Raw genomic sequence first — 14,232 nt, forward strand, 5'->3', positions numbered from 1 at the left:
AGCGCCTACCGCCGCTTCGGCGCGTAGGGCCTCTGGGTCCGCCAGGTCTCGGCGAACTGCTCCAGTTCGGCGTCCGGCGTTTCCGGCAAGGTCACCACCAGCCGCGCGAACAGGTCGCCGCGCTTGCCCTTGCCGTCGGAGAGGCCCCGGCCCTTGAGCCGCAGCTTGGCGCCCGTGTTGGAGCCCTTGGGAATCGACAGGGTGACCGGGCCGTCGGGCGTCGGGGCCTCGACCTTGCCGCCCAGCACCGCGTCAGGCACCGAGATCGGCAGGTCCATGACCAGGGTGTCGGCCTCGCGGCGATAGATCGGGTGCGGCTTGATGGCCAGCTCGATCAGGGCGTCGCCCTGTCCGCCTCGGCCGGGGCTGCCCTGGCCCTTCAGGCGCAGGGTCTGGCCCTCCTGGGCTCCAACCGGAATGGTCACGTCAATGGTCCGGCCGTCGGAGAAGGCCACCCGCTTCTTGCCGCCCTTGATCGCCTCTTCCAGGTCGATGTCGAGACGCGCGCGCACGTCGGCGCCCTTGGGCGAGAAACCGCCGCCGAAACTGCCGGCGCCGGCGCCAGCGCCGCGATTACGGCCCAGGATGTCGCCGAACAGGTCGTTGAGGTCGATCTCCGGGCCGTCGCCGCCGCCCGCCCCTGGGCGACCTCGATTGAAGCCGCCGCCGAACGGCGAGCCCGCCCCGCCAAAGCCGCCGCGCGCGGTCTCGCGACCATCGACGTCGATCTCGCCGGCGTCGAATTTCTTGCGCTTGTCGACGTCGCCGATGATGTCGAAGGCGGCCGTGACCTGCTTGAAGCGCTCCTCCGACTTCTTGTCGCCCGGATTGGTGTCCGGATGGTGCGCCTTGGCCAGCTTGTGGAACGCCTTGCGGATCTCGGCCGCAGTGGCGGTGCGGGAAACGCCAAGTTCCGTATAGGGGTCGCGCGCCAAGGAGGCTCCTCACTTCGAAAGACCGGGGACGCCTCAATTAGGCCGTTTGCCGCCGCGCGCAAGCGTTATGTTGCATTAATATCACAGCAACACTCTGCTTGACGCGCCCCAGCCGAACAGGGCCGAGCCTTGGGCGATCCTGACAGCCACCAGGCCGGTCGGTCCAGCGGGGAAGTCGGCGGCCCGCTGAGCGGCGGTGTAGGTGAAGGCAGACGCGGCGGTCTCGACGGTGCGGACCACCATTTCGCCGTCGAGGATCTCGACCCGCCAGGCCTCGCGCTCCTCGCCCAAAGGGACCTCGGCCTCCCAGCCGTCGCCGGCCACGCGGGTGCGACGAATCCAGCTGACCAGCGAGTCGACGCTCGCATTGCGGACCTTCAGGTGGACCGGCGACCACGGCCGGTTCGAGAGGCCGCGCCAGGTGGCGACGACCTCGGTCATCGCCGGTCCCGAGGCCGGGCCGCCGGCTGGGGCCGCGCGCCAGACCAACGGCAATCCGCGCTCCGACGACGACAGGTCGGCCCGCGCCAGGGCGGCGTCCAGTACGACGACCGCCGCACCGGCGGGATTGATCGCCGCCATGGCCGACTCGCTGCCGCCCTGGCCGCGCAGCAGGCCAGACAGGGTCCAGCGATCATCGCCAACCGCCTGGGCGTCGAGGAACTGGATCACCTCCCATTCCCCGCCCGCGCCGCGCACGGCGATGGCGTTGGCGCCCGCCAGCACGGCCGAGCGATCGCGGCCCTGAGGCGCGGCGCCCTCCAGCCGGACAGTCAGCCGGTTGGCGCGGTCGAAGCGGTGCAGGGGGCCGGCCGGCAGGTCCGACAGGGTGACTCCGACCGTGGCGGGCACGGCGGCGCTGGCCCGCGCCCGCAGGGACGCCAGCCCGGCGCCGGCATGGATGTCGAAGGCCCGCCAAGGCGCGGCGGCCACCGCCACCAGCGGCCGGTCGTCATCCTGTCCGGGGAGGTCCAGTATGTGCAGCATCGGCGGCCCCGACGTCTCGCGCGGCGGCGCAGGCGACCAGTCGAGGTCGCCGTCCAGGGCGACGGGTGGGGCCGTGGGCAGAAGTCGCACACGGGGATGCTCGTCGAGATCGACCCGCGCCACGCGCCAGGTCACGCCGTCCAAGGCCAGGCGGTCGCCGGGCTCCAGGCGCAGGGCGGCCAGGGGCGACAGGTGGACGGTCGCGTCGCGCGGATCGGTGGCCGCCAGGCGACGCCGGGCCACGGCGCGGGCCTCGGCGGCGCTCAACACCAGCGGGACGTCGAGATCGGCGTTGCCCTCCCCCACCTCGCGGCGGACGATCACCGAGCCGGTCTGGTAGTCGCGAGCGGCGTCGATGAAGCGCAGGCGCAGGGCCCGCACCGGGGCGGCCAGGGCGCGGCCCGTCGCGGTCGGCGCCTCGCGATCCTCGGGCCAGGCCAGGTCGTCGTCGCCCAGCGTCAAGGCCGGCGGGCCGCAACGGCCGGCCAGGACAACGCCGTCCTGCCGCTCGACGGCGTCCAGCGCGAAGGCCCCCAGCAGCGGCGCCAGGGCGTCGCGCAGCCGCATGGGCCGGTCGACCACGTAGCCGATCACGCTGCCGCCGGCCTCACCCGGATCGAGCGTCACCCCCGCCCGGTCAGCCAGGGCGGCGATCAATTCGGGCAGCGGCGCAATCCCGGCCCGGCCGTTCAGCCAGTGGCCCAGCGTCCAGTTGGGCCCGTCGGCCCAGACGCCCGCCCGGGCGGGGAAGTCGGGGAAGGGCCGCGCGTCCCAGCACCAGGCCGCCGCGCGGTCGATCATCGGCCCGCCATAGACCGGCGACATGGGATTGGCGGCCGGGTCGCTTACATGGGCCAGCACCGCCTCCAGCGCCCGGCGCTGGCCGACCTCGTCACGCGTTCCATCCGAGAACGGCGGCAGGGCGCTCTCGGCGCTCTTGGCGTCAACGAACAGGTTGGGCGCGTTGGCGCCCTTGTCGACCGCGCCGCAGCCGAACTCCACCAGCCGCAACGGCTTGGACTTGGGGACCCAGGCCGTGGGACTGGCCGCCCGGACGCCGCCGGGGCGGTTGAAGTGCTGGTGGCTCCACCAGGCCTGCAGGTCCTTGGGTCGGTAGACCCAGGGCTCGCCATAGGCGCCGTCGCTGATTGGCGTTCGCGTCTGGACCAGGCGCGCGGCGTCGCTCGCGTAAAACCAGTCAAAGCCCTCGCCGCCCGCCAGGCTTTGTCTCAGATAGGCGAGGTCGTGCGGCCCCTTGTGGCCGGCGACCGCGTCGAGATGAGCCTCGCCGTCGCGCCAGTCGGCCAGGGGCGGGTAGAAATCGACGCCGACGAAATCGATATTGCCGTCGCTCCACAAGGGATCGAGATGGAAATGCAGGTCGCCGCTGCCGTCGCCGGGCCGGTGGCCGAAATACTCGCTCCAGTCGGCGGCATAGCCGAGCTTCGCGGCTGGTCCGAGCAGGGTGCGCACCTGCCCCGCCAGCGCCTTCAGGGCGCTCACGGCTGGATAGGACGAGATCCCGTCGCGCACCGTGGTCAGACCGCGCAGCTCGGAACCCAGGATGAAGCCGTCCACCCCGCCCGCCAGTTGGGCCAGCTTGGCGTAGTGGAGCAGCATCCGCCTCAGACCCCAGTCTCCGACCGGGCCACTATAGGCCGGAAGACCTTCGGCCGCCCCGAACTGGGCCGCCGTGGCCGCGCCGAACAAGGCCGAGACCTGGGCCGTCGCGGCGGCGGTCTTGTCGGGCGAGCCCGCGCGGCCGGCGGCGGGGTGGCAGGTGATCCGGCCGCGCCACGGATAGGCCGCCTGGGCCGCGCCGCCATAGGGATCGGGCAAGGCGTTCGCGGCCGGTATGTCCATCAGCACGAACGGATAGAGCGTCACCCGCAGCCCGCGTCGCTTCAGTTCGGCGATGGCCTGCAGCACCGCCCGGTCGGCCGGCGTGCCGCCATAGGCCGGACCTCCGCCATGCGAGGACACCACCGCCGCGTCAGCGCGATCGAGGCCTCCCGCCCGCCATTCGAACGGGATCGTCGCCTTGGTCGCCGTCTCGACCTTGGGGCGGATCGCGCACGACCCGCAGCGCAGGTCGTCGCCGAACCAGGCGACCACCAGGGTCACCTCGTCCACATTGGGCAGTTGCGCTTGCAACTGATCGAGCGACACCACCAGATCGGCGAGCCCCTCGGTGTTGTTCAGGGTCTCGGCCGACGTGCGGGTGAGGCCGTCGCGGCGCAAGACCAGGTCGGTCGCGTAGACAAATTCGCCGGCCCCGGGAATCAGGCAGACGCCCTTCAGGCGCTCCTCCAGTCCCGCAGCCGCGCCGCTGGCGCGCGGCCTGTGGAACACCTCGAACGACAGCTGCGGTGGGCGATTGCCATAGGCGCCGAGCGGCAGGTCCTCGAACACGACATAGGCCGTGCCGCGATAGGCCGGAGCGTCCCCCTCCACCGCCGAGATCAGGGCGTCGGGCGCCTGGTCCTCGGCGCCGGTGTGAACGCGCATGAGGACGCCGGCCATGTCCATCGGCTTGCCGTCGGCCCAGACCCGGCCGATCCCGTCAATCGGGCCTTCGCAGACGGCGACGGCGAACGACAGGCTATAGGCGGCGCTGGTGGTGCGCGGGCCTTTTCCGCCGCCGCCCGCGTGACCGTCGACCCAGCGTTCCCTGAACCGCGCCGCCCAGATCACCTGGCCGGCCACCCGGGCCCGGCCGAACACGGCGGCCATCGGCGCGCCCTCGGCGGCGCCCGTCAGGCGCAGGTCCGGGATACGGGGACCGACCTGGCGCGCCGGGGTCAGGGCGTCGAGGGCGGCCTGGTCGATCACCGATCCCAGCACCGCCCCGACCGCCGCCCCGACCGGACCGAACATCGCGCCGCCGGCGGCGGAAAGGATGACCTGAGCCATGGGGATAGTCTCCTTCAGATTGACGGATAGCGGAACGCCGCGACCAGCCGCGCTCGCCACCAGCGCCCCAGCCAGCTCTCGACGCAGGCGCGGCCCCAATAGGCGTGGATCATCCGGTCGGCCGCCGACAGGATCGCGCAGTGCTTGGCGGGGGCGTCGGGGGCCATGCGAAACAGCAGCACGTCGCCCGGCCGGGCGGCGGCGAGGTCCAGCGGGATCAGCGACCGAGCCAGCGCCTCGGCCAGGAGTTCGCGACCGCCCAGCTCGGCCCAGTCGGGGCGATAGGGCGGCGGGGTTTCCGGCTCGGCGCCCTGCAGGGCGCGCCAGACGCCGCGTATCAGACCCAGGCAGTCGCAGCCGACGCCGCGCAGGCTGGCCTGGTGCTGGTAGGGGGTGCCGAGCCAATGGCGGGCTTCGGTCAGGGCGAGATGGCTTGCCACGTTTTCGGCGGCGATCACTTGCCGCCTACGGATCGCTTCGCGATCGTCTTCCCCCAGAGGGGGAAGAGCTCCGCCGCTGACGCAGCGGAAACTCCGCCCCCCCGCCGCGACAGGCGGCGAAGCCGCCAGATGGGGGCAAGTGTGTTCCATCACCGCCGCGCCCCGTCATTGCGCTCGCCTTCGGACGGATACAGCGTCAGGAAATCCTCGCCCGGCGCCGTCGGAAAACCCCGGAAGTTCACGCCGTTGCCGAACGTCTCCCAGCAGGTCGCCCACCGCTTGTCGCAGGTCGCGCCGGGAAAGGCCGCCGCATCGAGCCCGCAGCGGGCGTCACGGAACGCCGCGTCGCAGGACCGTCCGAAGGTGCGGCCCGCCACGCGGTCGAGCGCCGCCAGCGGTCCTTCCAGTTCCAGCGTGAAGGCTCCGCCCTGGACCTTGGCGGCGGCGACGGTGGCGCGCCACAGGCGTACGAACAGGCTCGGCGCCGACCAGTCGATCCGCCGGCACTCGACGCGGGCGCCGTCATAGAGGCCCGCCGCCAGATCCAACTCGGAAAGCCCCGCGTCGTCGAAGCCTCCGACGGCCGTGGCCAGACCGGGCGCGAAGCCCGCCGCCGTGTCGCTGGCCCCGGCGGTCCAGCCGGTGGCGGCCCGGCAGGTCACGCCCTCGACGATCAGGTCCTGGTCATGGTCGGTGAAGCCCAGGACGACGCCGTCGCGGCGGGTCAGGATCCAGACGTGGCACAGGCTGGCCGCGCCGCTCTCGATCGCGGCGGCCAAGGCGTTGGGAACCGCGCGCATCAGACCCGCACCTCGACCAGGGCCACGGCGCCGACCCGCGCGGCGTTGAAGCTTTCCAGGGTGACGTCGATGCGATCGCTGTCGAAACGCACCGGCGTGTCGAACTCGAAGCCGGCGGTGACCGCCGCGCTCACGGCCGGGGCGACCGCGAGCGTCACGAGGCCCGTCACCGTATCGACCGCGAAGGCCGCAGGGCCCAGCACGAAGCCCGCCACCGCGATCTTGACCGTGCCGGCCACAGGCTTGGCGATCGGCCGGACCACCGCCGTGGCGCCCGTCCCGTAGGTCTTGGTCAGGGCGAAGGTCTTGCGACCCCCGTCGCCGACCCCGATCGCCTGGTCGGCCGCCGCCGGCGTGGCCGACGGCGCGCACGACCGGCAGTCGGCCGGGTCGCGGAACCGGAAGCCATGCAGCCGCCCTCGCCGTTCCTCGAAGAACGCCACCAGGGCGGCGGCGTCGTCCAGCGGTCGCGCCGCAGTGCCGATCAGGTAGCGCCGTCGCCCTTGGGCCCAGGGACTGGACCGCCGCTCGAATCCGGAGGCCAGGGTCGTGACCTGGGTCCGCCGCTCGACGCCGCCGGCGCAGCCGAACGCCAGCCGCGCGGGCAGGCGCGCTTCATGGAAGGCCATGGATGGCTCCTTGCGTGTGAGTGATTATTCACTTATGTTCGGCGGGCATCTTGAGGAGCCGCCTGATGCCTGTCTTGCCTCTGCTGTTCGATCCGCGCGGCGCGATAGATCGGCGCACCTTCTGGTCCGGTCTGCTTCAGCTGGCGGTGATCAGTCTGACCCTCAGCTTCGCACTTGCGTCGCTAGGTCTTCCCTCGGCGTCGGCGGTGCTTCCCGCGATCGGCGAGGCCCTTATCACCGCCGACATCACCGGTCATGTCTATACGGCCAGCCCTCCAAGCGTCGCGCTGGTGGCGTCGATCCTCATCGCTACGGCGCGTCTCTACGCCTCGGCATGCCTGATGCTGAAGCGATCGCGCGACGCTCGTAAGAGCGCCGGCCCACTAATCGCTCTCGGTTTGGCTGAATTGCTCGTTCAAGGGCTCGTAGGACTGTGGATCTACGATCTCTTTGACGACGACGATGTGGCGATGATCCTGCCCATCGCAGTCGACGCGGCGATCACGGCCGGCCTTGGTCTTGGCTTCACGATCTGGGTGGGGATCAGCCCCCTCTCGCCCGAGCAATGGCGCCCGTTCACCTGGCTGAGAGTAGTTCTGGACCCGCGCGGTCGTGCTGGCCGCCGCGCCTTCGTGTTGGGCGAGTTGGCACTTCACGCCACGTTGTTCTTTGCGCCGACCATGCTGTCGTTCTCCACGGCCTTGGCGAGGCGGGGCGGCGTGCCTCTCCTGCTCCTGCTCGTCTCTTATGTGATCATCTGTCTGTATCTGAAGCGCCTGCGTGACGCGGGGCGCGGACCAGGCAGTCTGATCGCCATGATCGGATTCTCGGTCGCCACGATCTCAACGGCCTTGGTGCTCGGAAACCGGCTGTTTCTCGACCAACCGCTGGTCGAGAGCCTTGCCTTTCCGGCTATCTGGATGCTGGCGATCAGCCTTGCCGCCGGCGTCCTCGCTGTGTTCTGGCTCGGCTACGGAATCTGGGTGGCGCTAGGGGAGCCAATCGCCTCGCCCGCCCCTCCCGGCCAGCAACTCGAATAGGCCGCGAAGTTAAACCCGCGTCATGACTTGCAATTCACTTCAACCGCGAGCGGGGCGGCCGTAAATTCTCCCCAAGCTGGGAGCTGAATGACATGGACTGGAAATCGCTTTTCTTCACCGCCGAGGGCCGTATCGGCCGCCAGACGTTCTGGATCGGCTGGTTGATGCTGCTGGGCGCGCACATGGTCGCGGGCTGGATTCCGCTGATCGGCTGGGCCATCGGCCTGGCGGCCAGCTTCGCGGGCGTCTGTATCTACACCAAGCGCCTGCACGACATGGGCCGCACCGGCTGGTGGCAATTGCTGCCGATCCTGCTGGGTCCCGTGCTGGTGGTCGCCTCGGCCATCTCGATCGGTTTCGGCGCCATCGCCGCCGAGATGATGAACGGTGACGCGGGCCTGTTGGCCCTGGCCGGGGTCGGCGGCCTGTTCGTCAGCCTCGCCATCGCCTTGGTGGTGCTGGTCGGCTTCACCCTGTGGGTGGGAACCGCCGAAGGCCAGCGGGACGAGAACCGCTACGGCGAACCGTCGCTGACGCCGGTGCTGGTGTAACAATAAGCCGCTCATCCCGGCGTTCGCCGGGATGAGCGGTGAAAATAATCCCTATAGCCGCCGCGCGCCCAGGCTGACCGCCCGGGCCAGGGCCTGGGCCAGTTGAGCGTCCGAGCGGGCCAGGCCAGCGACGTCGCCGCCCTGGACATTGACTGTCACATTCACCCCGCCTCCGCCCACCGGCTCGATCGCGCCGCCGGTCGCGGGACGAAACAGTTCGGGGCCGCGCTCGCCGACCAGATAGGCGCCGCCGGCGCTCACGGTCCCGCCGTCGGCCCTCGCTCCAGAAAATATGGAGCCGACGGCGCTGGCCAGGGCCGCCGCCAGGCCGCTCCCCTGTCCGCCGCCTGCCCCGGCCGAGACCGCCTGCAGCACCGCTTGCGCGAGCTCGGCCAGGCTGATCTTGCCGTCGGCGGCGGCGTGGGCCAGCGAGCGGACCAAGCCCGTGCCGGCCTTGGCGAAGGCCTCGTCTATGCTCCGCGCCGCCTGCTCGGCCGGGGCCTTCAGGGCGGCGAGCGCGGCGGCGGCCTCGGTGGCGCGGGCGGGGATGGCGTCGAGGCCATCAAGGTCGAACTCGCTCATCGGGTCTCCTCGTCGGGAAAGCGGTTCAGCAGGGCGTCAAGCGCGCCCCGCGTCAGGACCAGCGCGGCCGGCGCTTCGGTCAGGGCCCGCCATTCGGGCAGCGACAACCGCCAGAAGGCCTCGGGGGCGATGGCCAGGCGCAGGGTCGCCAGCCGAAGAGCGTCGGCCCAGCGCGGGCTCACGCGCAGGCCGCCAGGGCGGCGGCCACGGCGGCGACCGCTTCGGGCAGGGTGACGGGCTGGGCCGTCAGCACATCCGGGTCCTCGCCGCCCCCCTCGAGCAGGGCGGCCAGCACGGCGGTCAGCTCGGTGGCCGACATCCGGCCGAACCGGTCGGGCAGCTGGCTCCAGTCGTCGAGTTGCAGGGCGGCCTCGATGCGCGCCAGGGCGCCCAGGGTCAGGCACAGGCGGCGCGGGGTCCCGGCCAGGGGCACGGAGACTTCGCCGCGAGTGGGGTTGGGGGTGGGCATGGAAGTCCTTTCACTGGCGCACTTGCGGGTCCTAGATCGCCGTGAACGTCACCGCGCCGGCCGAGGCCAGCGACAACGCGAAGGCCGCCTCGCCGTCGTGTTCGCCGGCATATTCCAGGGCCGCGACCAGGAACGGCCCTTCCAGCTGGATGAAGTCGGGGATCACCAGCCGCCAGACCCGGGCGGTCTGGGCGAAGAAGCTGTCGCGCACCATCGCGTCGGAAGCCGCGTCGCGGAACACCCCCGCGCCGGAGACGGCGACCGAGCGCACGCCGGCCCCGGCCAGCAGCTCGCGCCAGCGGCCGGTGCTGTCGCCGTCGGTGGCGTCGATGGTCTTGGCGTTGAGGCTGATGGTGCGAGCCCGCAGGCCCGCCACGGTGGTGAAGACCGGCGTCGGCGCGCCGTCGCTGATCTTCAGCAGGATGTCTTTGCCGGCTTGGGCGGCCATGATGAATCTCCGGTTTTCGAGGATTGCGGCGAACACTTGCCCCCTACGGGCCTTCGGCCGTCTTCCCCCAGAGGGGGAAGAGTTCGCGCGCTTGGGCTCCGCCCCCTATGGGGGCGGACCGACCGCGAAGCGGTCAGGTGGGGGCAAGTCTGGATCAGGAGCCTTCCGTCACCGCCCGCACCCGCAGCACCCCGAGCGACAGCTCGCGGTCGGCGGCGCGGAAGACGTCGGCATAGGTCACGCGCAGGGTGACCAGCCGCCGGGCCTCGACGGCCGGGGCGGCGTTGTGCAGGGCGGCGCGAACGGCGGCGGTCAGGGCGCGGGCCTCCTCCGGTCCGCCAAACCGCGAGGCGGCGGTTACGGTGACCAAGTGCTCCAGCGCGTCGGCGTCGGGTCCCGCCGGCCGGCTTTCCTGGCGGCCGACCAGCACGCAGGGATAGGTCGGGCTGCGCGGCGGATCGACATAGATGCGCTGGCCAACCAGGACGGTGACGGCCGGGGCGGCCTTCAGCGTGGCGACCAGGGCGGCGGCCAGGGCCGCGTCGGGACCCAAATTTCCGGGGCCGCTCACAGCCGCGCCGTCCGATAGGGGGCCAGCCACGGCTCGACCAGCCCCAGCGGCGGCTCGGCGCTTGTCTCGGAAGATTGGGCCCGGTGCTCATAGGCGTGGGAGACCAGGGTCAGGATCGCCAGCCGCAGGGGCGCGGGGCTGGCGGGGGCCAGGACCAGGCCCGTGGCGGCGGCGACGCGCGCCTCGGCCGCGTCGATCAGCAGGGTGACCAGGGCGTCCTCCGTGGCGTCAGCCACGCGCAGGAACCCCTTGGCCTCGGCCAGGGTGGTGGAGAGGGGCATGTTGGGATTCCTAAAGGAAGGGACTCCCCCCTCCGGTCCTTCGGACCACCTCCCCCACGGGGGGAGGAGCTTGGTCGCGAAGTCCTCCCCCCGTGGGGGAGGTGTCAGCGAAGCCGACGGAGGGGGGAGTGTTAGGGCCTACGAAACGGCGAACTTCAGCAGCTTGATGGCGTCGAAGTTCTGGATCCCGCCGCCGACCCGCTTGGTGGTGTAGAACAGCACGTGGGGCTTGGCCGAATAGGGGTCGCGCAGCACCCGCACCCCGGCCCGGTCGGTGATCAGATAGCCCTTTTCGAAGTCGCCGAACGCCAGGGCCAGGCTACCCGCCGCGACATCGGGCATGGCCTCGATCTCGGTGACCGGATAGCCGAGCAGGGACGCCGACTGACCCGGCTGCAGGGCCGCGTTCCAGATGTAGTTGCCCTGGGCGTCCTTGAACTTGCGCACCGCGCTGACCGTGCGGCGGTTCATCACGAAGCGGCCGTTCTGGCGGTACTGGGTCTTGGCCGCATAGATCAGGTCGATCAGCTTGTCGGTCGGGTTCGTGGCCGGCCAGGCGCCCGCCACGCCGGTGGCCAGATAGCCCATCTGGCCCCAGGCGTAGGAGGCGTCGGCGGCGGCCACATAGGCCAGCAGCCCCTTGGGCTTGTTGACCCCGTCGCCGCTGACGAAGGCGGCGGTCTCCTGGGCGGCGAAGGCGTCCTGCACCTCCTCGGCCAGCCACTCGTCGATATTGACATAGGCGTCGTCGAGCAGGGCCTGGGTGGCGGCGGGGCTGGCATAGAGCTCGCCGGCCGGGAAGTCGATGACGTCCAGGGTCGGCGGGGTGGTCTCCGGCCGCGCAGCGGTCTCGGCCACCCAGCTGGCGGCAAGACCGGCGGTCGAGACCGGCTTGCGGAAGGTCCCCGAGCCGATGGTGCGCACCTGGCAGATGTCGCGCATCGGGCTCGTGGCCTGGAGGCGCCGCAGAATCTGGCGTTCCAGTTCGGGCGGCGCCACATAGCCGCCGGCTGTGGCCACGCCCTCCGACAGGCCCTTGGCTTCCAGCAGCGAGGCCAAGGACGCGGAAGGCGTCTCGCCGGTCTTGATATAGCGGTCGAAGGCGGCCTTGCGCTCGTCGACCCGCGCCAGCGGCGCGTCACCGCCAAGCGTGGGCCGCCGGGCGTCAGACAGCACGCGGTCAAGCCGCGCCTGGGCGTTGGAGACGGCCTCGTCGATGCGGGCGACCTTCTCCTCCAACAGCACGTCGGCCCGCTTGGTCTCCAGCGCGGCCAGCCGCTGGTCATTGGCGGCCTTAAAGCCCTCGAACGCCGCCAGCACTTCGTGCAAGGCCGCGCGGGCCTCCGGCGAGGCCAAGGCCTGCTTGGTTTCCTTCATGGGGATCTCCGGTTTTTGAAAGGTCAGAAAGAAGGTCCTCCCCCTGTGGGGGAGGCGATCGCGAAGCGATCGGTGGGGGGAGTTTTGGAGCGGCGGATCACTCCCCCCTCCGTCGGCTCCGCCGACACCTCCCCCACGGGGGGAGGAATTCTGGGCCTCAGCCGACGCGCTTGAGCCGCGCCCCCGGCAACATCGGGAACGTCACGATCGACACTTCCCACAGCTCCACCTCGCGCAGCACGCGCAGGCGGCCGGTGTCGTCGGGTCTGGCCTTCACCGCGCGGAAGCCGATCGAGAGGCCGTCCAGCGCCCCGGCCTCGACCAGGGCGGCGACCAGCCTCCCCCTCGGGGTCGTGCGGAGAATCCGCCCACGGACGTAGAGGCCCGAGGCGTCCTCGGCGATCTCGTCCCAGACCCCGACGGGTTCGGCGTCGTCGTGCTGGTGCAGCATCTTGACCCCGGCCGGGCCGGTGCGGGCCAGGCTGGCGGCGAAGGCCCCGGCGGCGGTGACGTCGTCATTGAGGTCGCGGGTCCAGAACAGGCTGGCGTGGCCTTGGATTTGGAGGTCGTCCTTCATGGCTGACCTCCATCCAGCTTCGTCTCGATCCTGGCCAGCGAGGCCCGGGTGGCTTCGGCCTGAGTCTCCAACCGGGCCAGGCGCTCGGCCACCGGGGTCTGGGCGTCTAGCCGCTGGCTCAGATTGTCGATGCGGGCGCTGGCCCGGCCAGTCCACAGCAAGGCGCCAGCGGCCTGCAAGGCGATGGCCACCAGTAGGGCGACCGAGACCTGGCGGTCCAGCCGCCAGCGCGGGGGTGAAGTCATGGGTGTCTCCGGTTGATCGGAAAGGTCCTCCCCCTGTGGGGGCGGCGGCCGAAGGCCGGTGGGGGGAGTGTTGGGGTCGTTGATCCGGGAGGCGGCTGGCCTCCGATCCCTCCCCCCTCCGTCGGCTTCGCCGACACCTCCCCCACGGGGGGAGGACTATCCCTCCAGCCCCGCCAGCCGCCGCCGCTCGGCGTCGGTGAGGAAGCTGGCGCCCTCCAGTCGCGCCCACAGGGCGTCGCGCTCGGCCGACAGGGCCGGGACCGCGTCCAGGTCGCAGGCAATCTTCGCGCCGGGGAACTTCGGCGCCAGCCACACCGACAGGGCCCGCGCCGCCCGCTCGGCCAGGGGCACGACGGTGTGGCGCCAGAACGCTCCGTTGGCCTCGCGATAGTTGGCGTAGGTGGCGTCCCCCGGAATACCGAGCAGCTGGGGCGGCACGCCGAAGGCCAGGGCGATCTCGCGGGCGGCGGCGTGCTTGCCGGCGATGAAGTCCATCTCGGCCGGGCTCAGCGACATCGGCCGCCAGTCCAGCCCGCCCTCCAGCAGCAGCGGCCGGCCGGCGTTGGCGGCCCCGGAATGGGCGTCGCCCAGCTCGGCCTTCAGCCGCTCGAACTGCTCGGCGCTCAGTCGGTCGCCGGCGTCGCGGTTGGCGTAGACCAGGGCCCCGGACGGCCGGGCGCTATTGTCGAGCAGGGCCTTGTTCCAGGCCCCCGAGGCGTTGTGCACGTCGATGGCGAAGGCCGCCGCCTCCAGCGGGGAAAAGCCGTAGTGATCGTCGGTGGGGTTGAACAGTTTGAGGTGCAGCACCGGCAGCCAGCCGGCGGCGTCGCGCCCGATCCGCGCCGTGCGACCGGCGGCCTGGTAGTCATAGGCCAGCGGCCAGCCGCGCGGGCCGGGCACCACGGTCATCCGGTCGGGCCGCAGGGCGTAGAGCTCGGTGGGGACGTCGCTGCCCTCTCCCCCTTGAGCGGCTTCCAGGTAGCCGTTGCCGGCCACCGTCAGATTGCCGAAAAACGCCTCCATCAGGTCGGGCCCGCCCTGTTCGGGGTTGGGGGCCTGGAGCAGCGCCCGTAGCGGATGGTCGTCGGCCCGCTGGCCCTCGACGAAGACGGTCAGCGGCACCGAGGCCGCGGCCTCGGCGATCATCCGCACGCAGCGATAGGCGATGGGGTTCTTGGCGAAGCCTTCGGACGCCAGGGCGGCATAGTCCCGCGGCGTCCAGCGCGGTTGGCCCGCCGCGGTGATGGCGATCAGCCGAGCGGCGCGGGAGTCCTTGGCCTCCGGCGCCACGGGGGGCGGTCGTCGTTTGAACAGGGGCATGGGGCGCCTCGGAGGTTGAGAACGAAGAGGGAACATGGTATAGATGCAGGATGATCAACATCAGGTC

17 protein-coding genes are annotated in these 14,232 nt (G+C 71.4%); 2 read left to right on the top strand and 15 right to left on the bottom strand.

Features of this window, described 5'->3' with window-relative positions:
* Window positions 1-5: 5 nt before the first annotated feature.
* From ACP694_RS18480 to ACP694_RS18500, 5 genes are all read right to left on the bottom strand, one after another.
* Window positions 6-935 carry a DnaJ C-terminal domain-containing protein gene (locus ACP694_RS18480; protein ID WP_426014886.1) on the bottom strand — a complete coding sequence of 310 codons (930 nt, stop codon included), beginning with the start codon at window positions 933-935 and terminating at the stop codon, window positions 6-8.
* An 81-nt stretch (window positions 936-1,016) separates the two neighbouring features.
* The gene (locus tag ACP694_RS18485) at window positions 1,017-4,835 is read right to left on the bottom strand and encodes a baseplate multidomain protein megatron (RefSeq protein ID WP_426014887.1); all 3,819 of its coding nucleotides are present in this window, start codon (window positions 4,833-4,835) and stop codon (window positions 1,017-1,019) included.
* A 14-nt stretch (window positions 4,836-4,849) separates the two neighbouring features.
* The gene (locus tag ACP694_RS18490; protein WP_426014888.1) at window positions 4,850-5,293 is read right to left on the bottom strand and encodes an NlpC/P60 family protein; all 444 of its coding nucleotides are present in this window, start codon (window positions 5,291-5,293) and stop codon (window positions 4,850-4,852) included.
* Between the two features lie 131 nt (window positions 5,294-5,424).
* Window positions 5,425-6,075, bottom strand: a complete 651-nt coding sequence (locus tag ACP694_RS18495; protein ID WP_426014889.1) for a baseplate hub protein — start codon at window positions 6,073-6,075, stop codon at window positions 5,425-5,427.
* Window positions 6,075-6,704: a phage distal tail protein, Rcc01695 family gene (locus tag ACP694_RS18500; protein ID WP_426014890.1), complete on the bottom strand. Its 630-nt coding sequence runs from the start codon at window positions 6,702-6,704 to the stop codon at window positions 6,075-6,077. The genes ACP694_RS18495 and ACP694_RS18500 overlap by 1 nt, the downstream gene beginning before the upstream one ends.
* 65 nt (window positions 6,705-6,769) lie before the next feature.
* Between ACP694_RS18500 and ACP694_RS18505 the strand changes: the two genes are divergently transcribed.
* Window positions 6,770-7,744, top strand: a complete 975-nt coding sequence (locus ACP694_RS18505; protein ID WP_426014892.1) for a hypothetical protein — start codon at window positions 6,770-6,772, stop codon at window positions 7,742-7,744.
* A gap of 92 nt (window positions 7,745-7,836) precedes the next feature.
* Window positions 7,837-8,295, top strand: a complete 459-nt coding sequence (locus tag ACP694_RS18510; RefSeq protein ID WP_426014894.1) for a DUF805 domain-containing protein — start codon at window positions 7,837-7,839, stop codon at window positions 8,293-8,295.
* A 51-nt stretch (window positions 8,296-8,346) separates the two neighbouring features.
* On the opposite strand, the gene ACP694_RS18515 is transcribed toward ACP694_RS18510, so the two are convergent.
* The 10 genes from ACP694_RS18515 to ACP694_RS18560 form a co-directional block, all read right to left on the bottom strand.
* Window positions 8,347-8,877: a phage tail tape measure protein gene (locus tag ACP694_RS18515; RefSeq protein WP_426014896.1), complete on the bottom strand. Its 531-nt coding sequence runs from the start codon at window positions 8,875-8,877 to the stop codon at window positions 8,347-8,349.
* Window positions 8,874-9,059, bottom strand: coding sequence for a phage tail assembly chaperone (locus tag ACP694_RS18520; protein WP_426014898.1), 186 nt, complete (start codon window positions 9,057-9,059; stop codon window positions 8,874-8,876). The genes ACP694_RS18515 and ACP694_RS18520 overlap by 4 nt, the downstream gene beginning before the upstream one ends.
* A complete protein-coding gene (locus tag ACP694_RS18525) occupies window positions 9,056-9,346 on the bottom strand; it encodes a GTA-gp10 family protein (protein ID WP_426014900.1) in 291 nt (96 codons plus the stop codon). The genes ACP694_RS18520 and ACP694_RS18525 overlap by 4 nt, the downstream gene beginning before the upstream one ends.
* 31 nt (window positions 9,347-9,377) lie before the next feature.
* Window positions 9,378-9,794 (bottom strand): phage major tail protein, TP901-1 family, encoded by a 417-nt coding sequence (locus ACP694_RS18530; RefSeq protein ID WP_426014901.1) that lies wholly within the window; start codon window positions 9,792-9,794, stop codon window positions 9,378-9,380.
* A gap of 154 nt (window positions 9,795-9,948) precedes the next feature.
* Window positions 9,949-10,365 (bottom strand): DUF3168 domain-containing protein, encoded by a 417-nt coding sequence (locus tag ACP694_RS18535; RefSeq protein WP_426014902.1) that lies wholly within the window; start codon window positions 10,363-10,365, stop codon window positions 9,949-9,951.
* A complete protein-coding gene (locus ACP694_RS18540) occupies window positions 10,362-10,646 on the bottom strand; it encodes a head-tail connector protein (protein ID WP_426014904.1) in 285 nt (94 codons plus the stop codon). The genes ACP694_RS18535 and ACP694_RS18540 overlap by 4 nt, the downstream gene beginning before the upstream one ends.
* Before the next feature lie 138 nt (window positions 10,647-10,784).
* Window positions 10,785-12,023 carry a phage major capsid protein gene (locus ACP694_RS18545; protein ID WP_426014906.1) on the bottom strand — a complete coding sequence of 413 codons (1,239 nt, stop codon included), beginning with the start codon at window positions 12,021-12,023 and terminating at the stop codon, window positions 10,785-10,787.
* Window positions 12,024-12,180: 157 nt separating this feature from the next.
* Complete coding sequence (locus tag ACP694_RS18550) at window positions 12,181-12,600, bottom strand: HK97 family phage prohead protease (protein ID WP_426014908.1); 420 nt, start codon at window positions 12,598-12,600, stop codon at window positions 12,181-12,183.
* A complete protein-coding gene (locus ACP694_RS18555) occupies window positions 12,597-12,845 on the bottom strand; it encodes a hypothetical protein (protein ID WP_426014910.1) in 249 nt (82 codons plus the stop codon). The genes ACP694_RS18550 and ACP694_RS18555 overlap by 4 nt, the downstream gene beginning before the upstream one ends.
* 156 nt (window positions 12,846-13,001) lie before the next feature.
* Window positions 13,002-14,201, bottom strand: coding sequence for a phage portal protein (locus ACP694_RS18560; protein WP_426014912.1), 1,200 nt, complete (start codon window positions 14,199-14,201; stop codon window positions 13,002-13,004).
* Window positions 14,202-14,232: the final 31 nt, after the last annotated feature.

Origin of the sequence: Caulobacter sp. DWR2-3-1b2, from assembly GCF_049896345.1 — a bacterium.
Lineage (GTDB): Bacteria > Pseudomonadota > Alphaproteobacteria > Caulobacterales > Caulobacteraceae > Caulobacter.